The organism is Vibrio sp. 1978 (assembly GCF_033344345.1).
Window position 1 is genome coordinate 1 of sequence record NZ_JAWPOP010001011.1, and the last position, 520, is coordinate 520.

Consider the following 520-nt stretch of genomic DNA (forward strand, 5'->3'; position numbering starts at 1 on the left):
TGCCATCTTGATAACAAGGCACTCACTGATGGGCTACCTTTAGCGATTGGTGTTGGAGGGATAGGTGAAGGTGAGGAGAGGTTAGCTAGTGATGGCGCAGTTGTGCCGCGTAACGCTTTTACTCTTTTTGCTCGGGGTGATAGCCGATTCAATACGTTCTTTTGGGATGGTAAGGTTCAAGCTATTGACGGAAAGATTTTTTCACCCGTTGGCGAGGGGAGCTCGTTGGGCTTTGATTCTGCGCTCGCTGTTGCGGCAGTTTTCCCACTGTTGGCTCGTGACGAGTTTCTCGGGACCAGTAAACGATTCAATACCAATCGGCATGTCGACCTAGTTGAGTCACAATACTATGCTGACAAGGTGCCTGCTCAAAATACCTTCATTCAAGAAAGGCTACTCGAAAAAAATGATCCTGATGTTCGAATGCTGCTGGCCGCAATGGAATCTGCCAACATACCTCAGGCAGACCTGACGTTACCTTTGGTTGGTAATGCATTGGCAAGCTTCATAAGGCAGAAGG

At 48.5% G+C, this 520-nt stretch carries 1 pseudogene; it reads left to right on the forward strand.

Annotated elements, in window-relative coordinates:
* Positions 1-520 (forward strand): annotated as a pseudogene (locus tag R8N49_RS30380) (cytochrome c peroxidase); the annotation flags it as partial.